The sequence below is a fragment of the Arsukibacterium indicum genome (assembly GCF_019100565.1).
Lineage (GTDB): Bacteria > Pseudomonadota > Gammaproteobacteria > Enterobacterales > Alteromonadaceae > Alishewanella > Alishewanella indicum.
This window is the reverse complement of the sequence record NZ_JAHRID010000003.1, coordinates 127635-140937: the sequence shown is the minus strand read 5'-3', so window position 1 is coordinate 140937 and position 13303 is coordinate 127635. Positions and strand designations below refer to the sequence as shown.

General features: G+C 48.1%; 17 protein-coding genes and 1 pseudogene. 9 read left to right on the top strand and 9 right to left on the bottom strand.

All coding sequences use genetic code 11. The features are described from left to right. Positions 1-26: 26 nt before the first annotated feature. The 4 genes and pseudogenes from KQY15_RS07890 to KQY15_RS19025 form a co-directional block, all read left to right on the top strand. Positions 27-848, top strand: a complete 822-nt coding sequence (locus tag KQY15_RS07890; RefSeq protein ID WP_217669005.1) for a DNA ligase — start codon at positions 27-29, stop codon at positions 846-848. Positions 849-904: 56 nt separating this feature from the next. Beyond that, a complete protein-coding gene (locus tag KQY15_RS07885) occupies positions 905-1378 on the top strand; it encodes a BlaI/MecI/CopY family transcriptional regulator (RefSeq protein ID WP_254795547.1) in 474 nt (157 codons plus the stop codon). Position 1379: 1 nt separating this feature from the next. Then, entirely contained in the window at positions 1380-2762 is a 1383-nt protein-coding gene (locus KQY15_RS07880) for a M23/M56 family metallopeptidase (protein WP_217668641.1), read from the top strand. A gap of 63 nt (positions 2763-2825) precedes the next feature. Continuing rightward, a pseudogene (locus KQY15_RS19025) lies at positions 2826-4059 on the top strand (peptidoglycan DD-metalloendopeptidase family protein); the annotation flags it as partial. A 136-nt stretch (positions 4060-4195) separates the two neighbouring features. On the opposite strand, the gene KQY15_RS07870 reads toward KQY15_RS19025, so the two are convergent. Further along, the gene (locus tag KQY15_RS07870) at positions 4196-5122 is read right to left on the bottom strand and encodes a DMT family transporter (protein ID WP_217668640.1); all 927 of its coding nucleotides are present in this window, start codon (positions 5120-5122) and stop codon (positions 4196-4198) included. A 101-nt stretch (positions 5123-5223) separates the two neighbouring features. After that, a complete protein-coding gene (locus tag KQY15_RS07865) occupies positions 5224-5838 on the bottom strand; it encodes a TetR/AcrR family transcriptional regulator (protein WP_217668639.1) in 615 nt (204 codons plus the stop codon). A 98-nt stretch (positions 5839-5936) separates the two neighbouring features. On the opposite strand from KQY15_RS07865, the gene KQY15_RS07860 reads away from it, so the two are divergent. Further along, positions 5937-6176, top strand: coding sequence for a TolC family protein (locus KQY15_RS07860; RefSeq protein ID WP_308160234.1), 240 nt, complete (start codon positions 5937-5939; stop codon positions 6174-6176). 144 nt (positions 6177-6320) lie between these two features. Here KQY15_RS07860 and KQY15_RS07855 read toward each other — a convergent pair whose 3' ends face one another. Both KQY15_RS07855 and KQY15_RS07850 read right to left on the bottom strand, forming a co-directional pair. Continuing rightward, a complete protein-coding gene (locus tag KQY15_RS07855; RefSeq protein WP_217668638.1) occupies positions 6321-7229 on the bottom strand; it encodes a DMT family transporter in 909 nt (302 codons plus the stop codon). Positions 7230-7335: 106 nt separating this feature from the next. Next, positions 7336-8043, bottom strand: a complete 708-nt coding sequence (locus tag KQY15_RS07850) for a helix-turn-helix transcriptional regulator (protein ID WP_217668637.1) — start codon at positions 8041-8043, stop codon at positions 7336-7338. Positions 8044-8251: 208 nt separating this feature from the next. Between KQY15_RS07850 and KQY15_RS07845 the strand changes: the two genes are divergently transcribed. Genes KQY15_RS07845 through KQY15_RS19020 form a run of 3 tightly spaced genes read left to right on the top strand, consistent with a single transcriptional unit; the run spans position 8252 to position 9281 of the window. Then, entirely contained in the window at positions 8252-8629 is a 378-nt protein-coding gene (locus KQY15_RS07845; protein ID WP_055648499.1) for a MerR family transcriptional regulator, read from the top strand. A 56-nt stretch (positions 8630-8685) separates the two neighbouring features. Next, positions 8686-9075, top strand: a complete 390-nt coding sequence (gene merC, locus KQY15_RS07840) for an organomercurial transporter MerC (protein WP_055648498.1) — start codon at positions 8686-8688, stop codon at positions 9073-9075. Continuing rightward, positions 9063-9281, top strand: coding sequence for a GDCCVxC domain-containing (seleno)protein (locus KQY15_RS19020; RefSeq protein ID WP_082389681.1), 219 nt, complete (start codon positions 9063-9065; stop codon positions 9279-9281). Before merC ends, KQY15_RS19020 begins: the two co-directional genes overlap by 13 nt. A 388-nt stretch (positions 9282-9669) precedes the next feature. Here the strand turns inward: KQY15_RS19020 and KQY15_RS07835 are convergent, their stop codons facing one another. The 4 genes from KQY15_RS07835 to KQY15_RS07820 all read right to left on the bottom strand — a co-directional run bounded on the left by KQY15_RS07835 (position 9670) and on the right by KQY15_RS07820 (position 11799). Next, complete coding sequence (locus KQY15_RS07835) at positions 9670-10095, bottom strand: DNA-binding protein (RefSeq protein WP_217668636.1); 426 nt, start codon at positions 10093-10095, stop codon at positions 9670-9672. Further along, positions 10052-10663, bottom strand: coding sequence for a nucleotidyltransferase domain-containing protein (locus KQY15_RS07830; protein ID WP_217668635.1), 612 nt, complete (start codon positions 10661-10663; stop codon positions 10052-10054). The genes KQY15_RS07835 and KQY15_RS07830 overlap by 44 nt, the downstream gene beginning before the upstream one ends. A 325-nt stretch (positions 10664-10988) precedes the next feature. Further along, positions 10989-11534, bottom strand: a complete 546-nt coding sequence (locus tag KQY15_RS07825) for a helix-turn-helix transcriptional regulator (protein WP_217668634.1) — start codon at positions 11532-11534, stop codon at positions 10989-10991. Between the two features lie 4 nt (positions 11535-11538). Continuing rightward, positions 11539-11799 carry a hypothetical protein gene (locus tag KQY15_RS07820; protein WP_217668633.1) on the bottom strand — a complete coding sequence of 87 codons (261 nt, stop codon included), beginning with the start codon at positions 11797-11799 and terminating at the stop codon, positions 11539-11541. 254 nt (positions 11800-12053) lie between these two features. Here KQY15_RS07820 and KQY15_RS07815 point away from each other — a divergent pair, with 254 nt between their 5' ends. Then, positions 12054-12677, top strand: a complete 624-nt coding sequence (locus KQY15_RS07815; RefSeq protein WP_217668632.1) for a LysE family translocator — start codon at positions 12054-12056, stop codon at positions 12675-12677. Positions 12678-12688: 11 nt separating this feature from the next. On the opposite strand, the gene KQY15_RS07810 is transcribed toward KQY15_RS07815, so the two are convergent. Further along, complete coding sequence (locus tag KQY15_RS07810; protein ID WP_217668631.1) at positions 12689-13297, bottom strand: DUF502 domain-containing protein; 609 nt, start codon at positions 13295-13297, stop codon at positions 12689-12691. Between the last annotated feature and the right edge of the window lie 6 nt (positions 13298-13303).

Below are 13303 nucleotides of genomic sequence, written 5' to 3'. Positions count from 1 at the left end.
TTAAAGGATACCAAATAGTGATTAAAATGTTAATTTTGGTGCTGTTAATCTATTGCTGCCAGTCAGCCGCGGCAAGCAAGCCAGAGCTGCTGCTGGCAGAGGTGTACCATGAACAGATTGACGTACAGCATTATTGGGTTAGCGAAAAGCTGGATGGGGTGCGGGCCTACTGGGATGGTAAGCAGCTGATTTCCCGAGGTGGCAATGTTATTGCTGCGCCAGCCTGGTTTGTCGCTGGTTTTCCGCCCCGGGCGTTAGATGGTGAGCTATGGCTTGGGCGAAACCAGTTTGCGGCTACCTTAAGCATTGTCAGTAAACTGCAGCCGGTAGACAGCGAGTGGCAGCACATTCGCTATTACTTGTTTGAGTTGCCAGATGCTGCAGGTACTTTTACCGGACGGATTAGTGCCATGCAGGCGCTTACTCAGCAATACAGCAGCCCTTATTTACAAGTTGTGAAGCAGTTCCGGATTGCAGATAACGTACATTTGTTGGCTAAACTTGCTGAGCTTGAAAGCGTTGGTGCTGAAGGGTTGATGCTGCATCATCAGGATGCCTTATACAAAACCGGCAGAAGTAGCGATTTGCTGAAACTGAAGACCTATCAGGATACTGAAGCACAAGTTGTTGGCTACCGGCCGGGGAAGGGCAAATATCAGGGTATGGTGGGTGCTTTAGTGGTTAAAACGCCGGAAGGTAAAGAGTTTGCGATTGGCAGTGGTTTAACCGACGCTTTGCGCCAGACACCGCCGGAAATTGGTGCTGTGGTAACTTACCGCTATAACGGTTATACCCGACATGGTCTACCGCGTTTTGCCCGGTTTTTAAGGGTGCGGGAGGCGTTGTAGTGGGTGAGATGGCTTAATACTGCCAGAAAACTGCGATAAGTTACCTTCTGTGACATTTGTCGCAGATTCTGCTTGACATTGCTGCGACAAATGTCGCAATCTGGCGCTATTCGTTAATTTCTGAACACTATTCTATGCAACAGCCTACCGCACCAGAGCTGGAAATTCTGAAGTTACTCTGGCAAAAACAACCGCTTACTGCGCGTGAGCTGCATGATGAGCTGGCGCCTGTGCTGGGCTGGGGCTATTCATCTACCCGCAAAACACTGGAGCGAATGGGAGCAAAGGGGTTTATTAGCTGCAGCAGCAGCGGTAACAAAAACACCTATACCGCTATGCTGGATAAAATGCCGACTCTGGCAGCTTACGTACAGGATTTCGCGAACCGGGTTTTTGAAATAAAAGAGCCATTGCCGGTGGCAATGTTTGCCAATAGCAAACTGGTGAATGCCAGTGAAATGGCCGATCTGGAAAAACTGCTGCAACAGTTGGCCGGTACTGAGCAATCCGCAGCAGATAAGGATCGGTAGCATGGCTTTGCAACTGTTATTGTCGTTGCTGTTGTGCAGTGTCTGGGCGGTGTTGCTGTGGTGGGCCAGTCAGTATCTGCTGAAAAAAATCTCCGGCTTGCAGCAATGGCCGGCATTTTACTGGTGGTTGCTGGGCTCATGTTTTTTGCCGTTATTACCGCTACCGCAAGTGGGCCAGTACTTTGCTATTCCCTCCGTTTTGCTGCATGACACGCTGTACGCCGTGCAATCCTTAGCTGCCCAGCCAGCTCACCCAGGTCTAACTGAGCAGCCGGTGGCATTGGCCTGGTTCTGGCGCGGGCTGCTGGCATCGGTGGCTATGGTGAGTTTGTGGCGTTTAGGGCGGGTGATCAAACAGTGGCGGCAGTTACAACAGTTAATCAGCTTAACCGAACCACTGGCTGCGGCGAGTGTATTAACCCCGGCGCAACAGACAACCTATCCGCAGCTTGAAATTAGGCAAACCCAGGCTGCGGTATCGCCTTTTATTGCCGGCTGGCGGCATATGGTATTAGTCGTACCAACCTACATCTGGCAATTGCCCGCAGAGCAGCGCCATTTGTTAATTGCACATGAGCTGGTACATCTGAACCGACACGACCCTCAACAGTTAATTCTGCTGCGGCTACTGGTTGCCTGTTGCTGGTTTATGCCAGTATTAAAACGGATTGAACAGGCTTTTGTGCGAAGTATTGAACTGGCGGTTGATCAGGCAGTATTAGCCAGCCAACCTGAACGGGCGGCAGTGTATGGTCAAACCTTACTGAACAGTTTAAAGCTCAGCCGGCCCAGCCGGTTGCCTGGCCTGGCCGCTGGCTTTATCCATGGCAGCGCGGGGTCGACTTTTTACCGGCAGCGCTTGCAGCAGTTATTTAAAGGGCCGCAGCCGTTGTCTGACTGGCAAAAATGGCGAATTGGCGTTGTTTTTGTTGGCAGTGCATTTTTGTTGCAGCTTAGCAGCGTGGCTTTAGGCTACAATGCGCCGCCGCAGCAGTGGCTATTGCCGCTTAGTCAGCCAGTGGTAAGTTCATTTTATGCCGAGCGACATCCCATCAGGCAAAACCGGCCACATCAGGGCCTGGATTTCGTTGCTGCCAGCGGGGTTACGGTTAAAGCCAGCCAGCAAGGCAGGGTGCTGATTGCCGATGCCCGCAGCCTGAACAGCCGCTATGGCAACGTAGTGCTGATAGATCATGGCCATGGCTACCAGACTTTATATGCTCATCTGAATGAATTTAGCGTTACAGCGGGCCAGAGTATTGATGCAGGTGAGCCGGTAGGTACAGTAGGTACCAGCGGCCGGGTGACCGGGCCGCATTTGCATTTTGAGATATTGCACAATGGCGTTCAGCAGGATCCGGCCAGCTATCTGGTGCTGCCTTAATCAATGACCGCTTTTTTAATGCCACGTTTCACTGATAACAAATTAATGATGGAGCCCTGAACAATGCCAAAACCTTTGCAGCTTGCTGCACGCCTGGCCCGTTTAGCTGATATTCCTGCCCGTCACCGGCGGGTCATGCTGCTACTGTCGCTGCTGACCCTGATAGTTACCTTCTGGCCTGCGCCCCGCAGTACCCCGGCACCGGTAACGGCAGTGGTAATGCCCGGCCTGGTGGCCGAAGGCTGGCGCAGCTGGCAGATGACTCAGCTTAGCGATAACTGGCAGCAGACAAAGGGCTTATTAGCGTCAGTGCTGCAATCTCAGAATGAGCACATCCGCCATTACGCTATCGAACCCGGTGACAGTTTAAGCCGTATTTTCTCAGCTCAGGGTTTCAGCCAGCAGCAAATGCAGCAGATAATGGCTGCTGATCAATCGCTGTTAGCGCTGGATGTTCTGCGACCAGGTAATAATCTGACCTTTCAGCTGGATGACAATCAGCAATTGCAGGCGATGGAGCTGTTTATCCATGCTGGTCACCGGGTGCTGTATCAGCGTGAAGCCGATGGCGAATTCAGTTATCAGGAGCTGCTTGATCCCGGCGAGTGGCAGAGCAGCACCCTGACAGGCACAATAGCCGGTAGTTTTTATCAATCGGCGAAACAGGCCGGATTAAGTGATGCCGACATTGCCACCGTGCATCAGCTATTCCGGGAGCGGCTTAATTTCTCGCGCGACATTCAGGCGGGCGCCCGTTTTCAGGTGGTTCGAAGCGACAACTATGTTGGCGACACCGCAACTGGTCTGAGCCGGATTGAAGGGGTACGGCTGTTTAACCGTCGCCAGCAGCTCAGTGCATTTTTGCATGACAATGGCCAGTTTTATGATGCCAGTGGTGAAAGCCTGCAGCGCGCCTTTATGCGGGTGCCGTTGGCCCGAAACTATCGGATAAGTGATGATTTTAATCCGCGCCGGCTGCACCCGGTAACCGGCCGGGTACAGCCGCACAACGGCACTGATTTTGCGACGCCAACCGGCACACCGGTACTGGCGGCGGCCGAGGGTAAGGTTATCCGGGTAGAAAACCACCCCTACGCCGGTCGCTATATCGAAATTCAGCATTATGGCCAGTATAAAACCCGTTATCTGCATCTGCATAAAAGCCTGGTCAGGCCCGGCCAGCGGGTAGAGCGTGGCCAGCGTATTGGGTTGTCTGGCGCCAGTGGCCGGGTAACCGGGGCCCACCTGCATTACGAGTTGCATATTAATAACCGGCCGGTAAACCCGATGAAAGCCCAAATACCGCTGGCAGAGCCGATCCCGGCTGACAGCCGCGATGCTTTTTTGCAGCGGGTAGCCTTTATGATTAAACAAATGGATCAGGAAACGATGCTGGTACAGCAAGGCTGCTCTGTAGGTACTGTCAGCAAGTTTTACGGCAATACTGGCTGCACCGGTAATTTAGGTTTAAACAGCAGCGCTTTGATTTTGGAAAAAGGCGTCAAAACGAGTGCGTTGCCAAGCAGCACTAACGCAAAACCGCTAAAGGTATAGCTACTCCAGACAAAGTCTTCAAACAGGGTGCTAAGCACTACCGCCACCAGCGGAAACAGTACTATGGTGTAGCTGGCTTTTTCCGGGCCCATGCCTTTTAACAAAGCAAAATAAGTAGCGAATGCTATCACTGAACCAAACACCGCTAAGTACAGCAACGAGATAATAAACGCCGGCGAGGTGCTGAAAGTAAAAGGCGTACCGCTGATCAACACCAGCAAGGTAAGGCCTACCGCACCATACAGCATGCCCCAGGCATTAACCTGAGTGATCGGTAAACCAGCGCGGGAGTTGCGGACGCTGGCCATATTGCCCAGTGAGGCACTAAGTGCACTGCCCAGCACCAGCACCAGGCCAATTAAACTGGCATTGGTAAAGTCCAGGCCATCTAAATCGGGGTAGAACAGTACCACAATGCCGGCAATGCCCATCAGGGCGCCAAAATAAATACGTTTTGCTACCGGCTTACCAAAAAATAACCGGGTATTAATGATATTCATCAACAACATAGTGGTAAAAGCGATGGCGGTCATAGCAGAGGTTAAATACTGCTGTGCCTGATAAATCAGAATATAGTTTAAAGCAAAGTTAAACAGGGCCAGCAGGGCGATAAAACCATGATCTTTAGCACTAAAACGCATAGGCAGGCGGCGCCACCAGCAAAACAGCCACATCAGTAGAGCCGATAACACAAAGCGGTAAGTTAACGATACTTCTACTGCCACTTCACCCAGCTGAAACTCGATGGCGAACCAGGTCGATCCCCAGATAAGAACAGTAATAAGGTAAAGCAGGGCATTTTTCATAGCAAGGAGGCGCAGACAGCAATAAAGGCGCTGATCATAGCGCCTTAACGGGCGCTAAAACAGTAGCGGGGCAGAATATTTATTTTACCCCGCCACTAAGGTTAGTTGTTGCGGGGAAACGCCTGCAACGTCATTGCTGCAACCTGACGCAGTTGCTCAGACGTGGCGCCGTTATTGGCCTGAATAGCCATGCCCTGCAGCACGGTACCCAGATAACGAGCTAAGGTTTCAGCATCGGCAGTGGCGGGTAAATCGCCGTCAAGTTTGGCTTGCTCAAAGCGTGCACGCAGTTTTTGTTCGCCTTCAACGCGGCGGTTAAGTAGGGCTTCTTTTACTGTGGCGGCGGCTTCGCTGCATGACAAGGCACCCTGTACCACCACACAACCTTGCGGATGAGCCTGATCAGCCATGTTCATGGCTGCGCCATACAGCATATGCTCGGCCACCTGATAGGCGGTAGGCTTTTCCAACGCCTGCAGGAAAAACGCGCAAGGCCGGCTTTCATATAACTCTATCGCTTTTAAAAATAACTGTTCTTTGTTGCCAAAGGCAGCATATAAGCTGGGTTTATTAATGCCCATGGCTTCAGTCAGGTCAGACAGCGAGGTACCGTCGTACCCTTTGCGCCAAAACACATCCAGTGCTTTCTCCAGAGCAGTGTCAACGTCAAAAGCCCGTGGCCGGCCCATACTTGGTGTGCAACTTACTACTGACATAAATCCACTCCTGCATTAAAACGTGCTGGTATAGTAAACAGCAAAATAACCCTTGTCCAGTAAGGGTTACTTACCGCTTAGTACATATTGGCGGGTAAGTGGCGAGTTCTAAGCTTCGGGCCGCAGCTAAGCACCAACTGCAATGGCAGGCCAGTAACAAAGCGGTGCAAATCGCCCGCCAGCGCTACAACGCCGGCTCAGGTGAGTTTTTAGACCTGCTCGACGCCGAGCGCGAACTGCTGCGCAGCCGCGATCAACTGGCAGTAGTGCAACAGCAAAGTTTTACCCGCTTAGTTGCCATTTACCGCAGCTTTGGTGGTGGGATACAGTTGATTTAACATTGGGTTGCTATGAAAGAAGCCGGGCTTGCCCGGCTTCTTTCATGGTCTGCTAAGAGCGAAAAGCGGACATTACGCCGAATACCTATTCCTTATGAGCGCTATTACTTCATGCAGCATTTTGTCGGTTAGTCGCTTAAGAGATCAACTTGAAGCTCTGCTCTCTATTTTGACTGACTGGATTAATAGGCATGCACACACAAGCATCATACCCAGCCAACCTATTGGTCTAAATGTTTCGTCAAGAATCCAGACTGCTAAAATTGCAGCAATTAATGGCTCTATTAAAGTGATCAACGTTGCCTTACTTGCATCGATAGACCGAAGCCCATAACCATATAATAAGTAGCCAAAAAACATGGGGATAATAGCCATATAAAGAGCAACAATTGTATTTCCGGCTGAAACGAACAGGTTTTCGCCGGTAACAAATAATGAAGGTAATAGGATGAGTGCTGCAAGACCAAATAACCCAGCCATCGCAGATCTTGAATTGACTCCCGAATTTATCATGGATTTCACTGCCAATGAATAACCTGCATAAGTCAGTCCAGCTACCAAGCCAAGACAAACACCAATTTGCTGTAGGTGAGTATCCATCTCGATGACTTCCCTTGATGTTTTTCCTGAACTCAACAACAAAACACCTCCAGCACCTAACACGAAGCTAACTCCCCATTTCCAAGAGAAAGGTTTTTGGCAAAAAAGACGCTCCAGAATCACTGAAAAAAGCGGTGCACTAGCGATAGATACTAAAGTACCTATAGTAACGCCAGACCAACGCATAGATGTATAAAATGCTAACGGGTACACCGCTACACATATGCTCCCAGCAACAAGGATAACCGGCATTTTTCGCATTTTTGATAAGTCATGCACTAAGCTCTTTGCGGCATTAGCACATAAAAAAATGCCACCAAACCCCATAGCGAAAGCGCCTATTGCTAAAGGGCTTACGTTCGATGCGAAATGAGCTACCGTCCCCGTTGTTCCCCAAAGCAAGCTCGCAAAGACAATTGCCAGAGCGCCGTTAAAACGAGAATTTATTGACATCGCCGCTATCCTTAACTACCAATTAACCAAAGTGGTGAGATGGTACAAGTGTTATAGATTAAACATTTGGCTATAAGGACGTATTTGTTGTCGATTCAGACGGAAGTTATTTCTTAAAATGCGTCGGAGGAAATCCAAAGTATTGAGTGAATTTACGGCTAAATGCGGATAGCTCAGGATAGCCGACCATTTCACCGACCAGTTGAACAGTAAAATCCGTATGTCTAAGCACTGCCTGAGCTTTTTCCATCCGTAACTTGGTGATATAGCTATTAACAGTCAAACCAGTTTGCTTTTTAAATAAAAATTTAAGTTGTGTGCCGCTAAGGCACGCTACTTTTGCTAGTAGGTTTATCGTTAACGTCTCTTGAAGGTTCTCTTGAATGTAGCGCATTGCGCTGACAATACGACTATCCAGCTTCGGAAGCAGTTCCTGTTCTGCTAGCAAGAGATAAAATGTTTTGTACATAGATCGCTCTAGTTCAGCATTTAGCTGAAGCTGTAATTGCGCTTCTATAAATGACAGATAGCAGGAAAGTGATTTTGAAATCGTGAAAACAGTACCATCAAAAAAATTAATATTTTCAGGAAGCTCGCTCATATCTGCGACGACAAATAGCGCTTCAGGGTTTGCATTAAAAAGATGTGCTTCATGCTTCCTTACTACTACACATTCACCCGCTGCGACTCTGCCGCTAAAACTTCCGACTTTAATAACTATCACGCCACGGAGTGGCAAAACCAATTGGTAATAGTCATGTGAGTGATTGGTGGGCTTAGTGCTATAAGAACGAATACATAATGCGTCGAGCATAAATCAAAGCACCAATTTAAGATTATCAGGTTAACATGTATGTAGACAGATACTACCAAATAAAATACCTAGGGTTTCTATTTTTGTCTGCTCTTGGCACTTAGCTGCCTGGCAACCGAGGTCTACTGTCGGGAATGAGCGATTATCGGAAGTTCAGCTTTTGTCTAATAATGTTAAAATGATGCTAGTTGTTTAAGAGAATCTACTTATGAAAACCATTGGAAAGCTGGCTAAAGAACTAGACATTAACGTAGAAACAGTCCGATTCTATGAACGTAAAGGGATTATCGTGCAGCCACCAAGACCTGATAATGGTTATCGTATATATGACAAAACTCACATCAATCAACTTAAATTCATATTAAAAGCTAAAGCTTTGGGCTTTACACTTGATGAAATCGCTTCACTCATGTCTATGAGTGGAAACTGCGCTGATGTCGAATCGATGGGGTTACACAAGCTTGAGCTGATCCGAGAAAAAATTGCCGATTTGCAACGGCTAGAACAAGTGATTCAAGATATGACAAATTCTTGCAAAGCCAATCAAGACCCCAATTCCTGTCCAATAATAAATTCGCTCAATTAGCTGTTGACTCCGTACCCATATACGGAGTTTAAACTACCTCAAAAGTAGAGGTAATTATGATTAATAAAATTCTAGATAAAGTAGGCTCCGGTGGAGTATGGTTAGCGGCACTTAGTTGTACAGGTTGCTTTCCCGCTTTAGGCTCTCTAGCATCAGCTCTAGGGCTAGGTTTCCTGTCACATTTTGAAGGAATAGCGGTTAACACTTTATTACCGTTATTTGCTGCGCTCGCTTTATTGGTCAACTCGTACAATTGGTATCAACATAAGCATGTGGCAAGAGGCATATTAAGTGTTATTGGCCCAATTGCTGTATTACTGACCCTTTATCCGTTGTGGCAATACGATTGGAGCACTTACTTATTTTACTTTGGGATCACATGGATGGTATTTATGTCAGTGTTGGATATCGTCAAGCCTGTTAAGGAACCCGTATGCAAGGTATAGAATTAGAGTCTAAGATTACTTGTCCCGAATGCGGGTTTAGTAAGGTCGAGACCATGCCAACAAACGCTTGCCAGTGGTATTACGAATGTGAAGGATGCAAAGCGCTGCTCAAGCCGTTAAAAGGTGACTGTTGCGTATATTGTTCTTACGGGACCGTTAAATGCCCTCCTATTCAAGAAGGAAGCAGTTGCTGCAACAAATCTTAATGTCTGCTTTTGGCACAAAGCGGCCAGCTCGTTATAACCCTAATGGCAGTAATGAGTAAATAAAGATCGTTGATACCCAAAACTGAAAATGGGGTCGTAGCACTTTTCAGACAATACGTGGCTCAACTTCATAAGACATCCCTTTCTCGTTATTTTGGCCAACAAAGAACTACTTTCAAAAGTAATTGAAGTTCTTAATATTTATCAGGTTGTACCGAATACCCAATCTAGAACATAACCGATGGATGCGCAACTTGAAAAAACATGACGTTACTGCTGAGTGGCCAGCTAAATGCAGCTGTACTGTTGAAATGCATTTAACTGGTCATTAGGAAAATGAGGGCGGAGCACTTTTCAAGTTAGTTAGCTCAGACTCTTTTTTGGGGCTTTATTTTTCCGAGCCCAGCCAGGTTGTTATGGTTGCCAGTAAATACCTGGCTTGCAATAGGCATTCAGTTACAGCGGCGTCTTCGACTAAGTCGCCGGAGTAATCGGTAATATTGCGCTGTTTTCTAAGTGCATCAAGCACAATCATTCTTTCCGTTTCAATGCCCACAGTTTTAACCAGCGATTGAATTAACGTTTGATGATGTCCGGGTTTGCTGGTTAGCGTTCGAAAGCCTGACGCCTGTAAAGCCGCATTCGCCAGTTGCATGATGGCTTTGTAGGCGGTGTCAAAGCGCGTTTCGTTGCTAAGGCCAGTTAATTCAGCATCTTTAATATTGCGTTGTGCTGCTTCAAGTAGCCGGCGTATGGCCGCGCTATCGGGTTCAATGTGCTCCAGCGATTTCCCTATCAGGTTGTCTAATGTCATCCGTGTCTCCTAGTATTGGCAGCATCGGGCTGTCGAGTATCTGCTTGATAAAACCAGATTGTGCATTTAGTGCGTCCTGCCACTCATTTACGGAATACAACTTTGGGTTTATCTCGCGCCCCAGCTCTAGCTGCGCAGGATACAGTGCGGCCACCACTTCAGCATAGCCTGCATTGCCGACTAACAAAACATCAATATCGCTGGCCGATGTTGCCTTACCGCTGGCAACAGAGCCATAAACCGTCGCAAACTGCAGCTTATTGGCTAGTGGTTGTAATGCCAGGCGCAGTACATCAGTCAGGCCGCTGGTTTTACGCACAATGCTGCTTAGCTCGTCAAATACTATGCAATTAGCGTCTGCCTGATAATAGGTCTGGTTACCTTGCAAGGTCTTTTTTAAAATACCGGCTTCGGCCAATTTCGCCAGTTCTTTATGCAAAGTACCGGGCTGGGTATGGGTTAAGCGGGCAATTTCACGCATGTGATACGCCTCGTCCGGGTGCAATAGCAGTAAACCCAGCACCCGACGGCGGTACTCTTTAAACAACAATGAGGCAAGCGCAGACATTGAAACACCAAGTGAAGCCAAATAAGCTACAAGTGTAGTCTTTTTTGCTTCGATTGGTCAATTTTAGACTGCTATACAAAAATGTAAATTGATCGTTTTGTTTGAAAATGGGGTCGTAGCACTTTTCATACAGCTGAAAATGGGATTGGCTCAACTTCATAAGACATCCCTTTCTCGTTATTTTGGCCAACAAAGAACTATTTTCAAAAGTAATTGAAGTTCTTAATATTTATCAGGTTGTACCGAATGCCCAATCTAGAACATAACAAGTCGAAGTGCAAACTTTAGGGAAAGTCCAGAGAGTTAGGGCAATGCCTGATACTCATCAGCGATACTGCGCAAGCTCTTCCTGAATTTGCATAAACTCTTGGTGGGTGTCGGGTTCCAGCTCGCTTAGTGCTCTGGCTATATTGACTTGCATGGTTACCTGCGCCACTTCTGTAATTTCAGGCGCAACAGCTTTATTTTGTTGGTGGGCAAACCAGTTAAGCACTTTGGCCAAATGCCAGATACTGCTGCTGCCGCTGTGCAGCGGGGTGGGGAAGCTTTGCGTGTGGTTTAGCACAAGCTTACGCATATTCTGCCGGCTAAAGCCTAGCAGTTCGGCAATATCGGTTAAGCCAACCAAATCGGGCGTTGCTTCAATAAGGGCGGCGCGTGGAATGGCAGTTTTTACATCTTTAATGGCAGAGGTTATTGCAGCAAAAGCACTGTTGGCTTCACGGTTGAATTGCAGCGCGATGCGGCCTGGTTGGCCGATACCAATAAGGGCATCATCACAGCCTGCCAGCGCCAGCTTTGCAATGTAATTTGCTGCGTCATGATTCGCATCCGGCAAGGCAAACTTTAAAGTAAACTCATATAGTTTCATCGGCTTACTCCTTAAAGTTGTGGTTTCGTTGTGCGGTGCAGTTATCTATCACCCGCCTAACTTGCCGGGCATGGTTGACTGGGCTTTTTGGTGTACTCCAGATACTGGCAATACAAAATTCACCGCAGCGGCAGCTATTGTCGTTATAAGGGCAATACATTCGTCCCCAGGCATGGCTGCCACCTACTTCAATAACCCAGCCGTGCTGCTCGGCATATTGCAATGCGTCTTCAATATCCTTTTTAGGATGCTTTTTCCTTGGCATTTGTCATCCTTGCCGATTCTAGTTATTTACAGTCATGTTGTCAAATGACAACCTTAAGATGAAGTGTTGCAGATTGGCTATTTGTTACTATTAAGTTTTTTAATTGTTGTTTTTGTTATTGGTTGCAGCATAGCAGCGCTACAAGGAATGTACACATCTGCTACTGCGCTCAACACCATAAAATCTCTGCCCGAGCCTCTTGCTGAGCGCTGAACAACCAGAGAGAATAGCGCCAGTTTGCAGTTGAGGTTGCTATGGTTAATCTGGCCCTGATGGGCGCTTTTATCCCAACATTTTTATTTGTGTCGGTGACGCCGGGTATGTGCATGACGCTGGCGATGACCCTGGGCATGAGCCAGGGCGTGCGCCGTACTTTCTGGATGATGTGGGGCGAGATGCTCGGCGTTGGTCTGGTTGCTGTGTTGGCGGTGCTGGGTGTGGCGGCGCTGATGCTGCAGTTTCCGGCCGTTTTTCAGTGGTTTAAAGTGCTCGGTGCCTGCTACCTGACCTATATTGGTGTGCAGATGTGGCGGGCAAGAGGCAAGCTGGCGATACCCACAGCAGGGCTGGTGCCACAACTGTTGCCCAGGCGTACTTTATTCAGTCAGGGCTTTATAACTGCGGTATCTAACCCGAAAGGTTGGGCCTTTCATATGGCGCTGTTGCCGCCGTTTATCGACAGCCAGCTGGCCTTCTGGCCACAGCTGGTTATTTTAATCAGCATTATTCTGCTATTAGAGTTTTTATCGATGCTGCTGTACGCCAGTGGTGGCAAAGCTTTGGCACTATTTTTAACCCGGTCTAACCGGGTGCAGTATTTAAACCGGATTGGCGCCAGCCTGATGTTTGGTGTGGCGCTGTGGATGCTGCTCGGTTAGTTTAAGTCGGGCTACCAGCTTTTACCCGGTGCTTTATTGCTGCCTAAACCACCACTTAATACCAGTTGCAGTGCCTCGGCAGGTTTCATATCAAGGTTGCGGGTGCAACTGCGCGGCACGACAATGGTATAACCACCGACGTTGTATGCCATCGGCATAAATACCGCCAGCTGGTCTTCCTGCATCAGGGAAGACATCCGGTCGTTGGCCTGGCCACCCTGCTTAGTGACAATACCTATCAGCTCAATCTCTGATGATGGTAGCTTAACCATGACGACTGAACCGTCGGTAAAATTCTTGCCTGACATCACATCAATAATGTCCTGCAACATGCCATACACCTGTTTGGTACCCGGTAGTTTCATCAAAATTTTGCCGGGCAGTTGCCATAGCCAGTTACAACTTGGCCAGCGTGAACTGTAACCAATGGCAATACAGATCAGGATAAAACCGAGTATGGCCATGCCAGGCAGATACCATTCGCCCGGTAGCACCAGCTGTAGCAATGGTGCCAAACCCGTCTCAACCATCGCTAACAGCCAGCGCAACACCTCAATGGTGATCACTAATGGCAGAATAATGGCCAGACCTTTAAGTAGACTTTTTACAATAACTTTCATCGGTTA

Bases quoted from the DNA above. Each gene is read 5' to 3' on its own strand.
- KQY15_RS07830 (WP_217668635.1), bottom strand. From the start codon at position 10,663: ATGTCTGCGCTTGCCTCATTGTTGTTTAAAGAGTACCGCCGTCGGGTG.
- KQY15_RS07850 (WP_217668637.1), bottom strand. From the start codon at position 8,043: ATGCTCGACGCATTATGTATTCGTTCTTATAGCACTAAGCCCACCAAT.
- KQY15_RS07845 (WP_055648499.1), top strand. From the start codon at position 8,252: ATGAAAACCATTGGAAAGCTGGCTAAAGAACTAGACATTAACGTAGAA.
- KQY15_RS07835 (WP_217668636.1), bottom strand. From the start codon at position 10,095: ATGACATTAGACAACCTGATAGGGAAATCGCTGGAGCACATTGAACCC.
- KQY15_RS07890 (WP_217669005.1), top strand. From the start codon at position 27: ATGTTAATTTTGGTGCTGTTAATCTATTGCTGCCAGTCAGCCGCGGCA.
- KQY15_RS19020 (WP_082389681.1), top strand. From the start codon at position 9,063: ATGCAAGGTATAGAATTAGAGTCTAAGATTACTTGTCCCGAATGCGGG.
- KQY15_RS07870 (WP_217668640.1), bottom strand. From the start codon at position 5,122: ATGAAAAATGCCCTGCTTTACCTTATTACTGTTCTTATCTGGGGATCG.
- KQY15_RS07855 (WP_217668638.1), bottom strand. From the start codon at position 7,229: ATGTCAATAAATTCTCGTTTTAACGGCGCTCTGGCAATTGTCTTTGCG.
- KQY15_RS07880 (WP_217668641.1), top strand. From the start codon at position 1,380: ATGGCTTTGCAACTGTTATTGTCGTTGCTGTTGTGCAGTGTCTGGGCG.
- KQY15_RS07865 (WP_217668639.1), bottom strand. From the start codon at position 5,838: ATGTCAGTAGTAAGTTGCACACCAAGTATGGGCCGGCCACGGGCTTTT.
- KQY15_RS07810 (WP_217668631.1), bottom strand. From the start codon at position 13,297: ATGAAAGTTATTGTAAAAAGTCTACTTAAAGGTCTGGCCATTATTCTG.
- KQY15_RS07820 (WP_217668633.1), bottom strand. From the start codon at position 11,799: ATGCCAAGGAAAAAGCATCCTAAAAAGGATATTGAAGACGCATTGCAA.
- merC (WP_055648498.1), top strand. From the start codon at position 8,686: ATGATTAATAAAATTCTAGATAAAGTAGGCTCCGGTGGAGTATGGTTA.
- KQY15_RS07815 (WP_217668632.1), top strand. From the start codon at position 12,054: ATGGTTAATCTGGCCCTGATGGGCGCTTTTATCCCAACATTTTTATTT.
- KQY15_RS07825 (WP_217668634.1), bottom strand. From the start codon at position 11,534: ATGAAACTATATGAGTTTACTTTAAAGTTTGCCTTGCCGGATGCGAAT.